Origin of the sequence: Pauljensenia sp. UMB6358, from assembly GCF_030216865.1 — a bacterium.
Taxonomy (GTDB): domain Bacteria; phylum Actinomycetota; class Actinomycetes; order Actinomycetales; family Actinomycetaceae; genus Pauljensenia; species Pauljensenia turicensis_A.
The window spans coordinates 1-255 of record NZ_JASOMS010000211.1; the positions used below are offsets into that span (position 1 = coordinate 1).

The window sequence follows — 255 nt, forward strand, 5'->3', positions numbered from 1 at the left end:
CAGTTCCCGTCACTGCACCTGGCTGACGGATCGACCCGCCAGTATCGGAGCCGAGGGCGAGCGGCACCATGAACGCTGAGACAGCGGCAGCTGACCCGCCGCCGGATCCGCCGGGGATACGGCCAAGATCCCACGGGTTTCCTGTTGCGCCATATGCGGAGTGCTCAGTTGAGGATCCCATGGCAAATTCGTCCATGTTGGTCTTGCCGACGATCGGCAGGCCGGCCTCGTGAATCTTTTCGACGACCGTTGCGT

General features: G+C 63.1%; 1 protein-coding gene. It reads right to left on the reverse strand.

Annotated features, from left to right (window positions below; genetic code table 11):
* On the reverse strand, positions 1 to 255 hold a 255-nt coding region (locus QP381_RS09210), incomplete at both ends, for an amidase family protein (protein WP_285068723.1).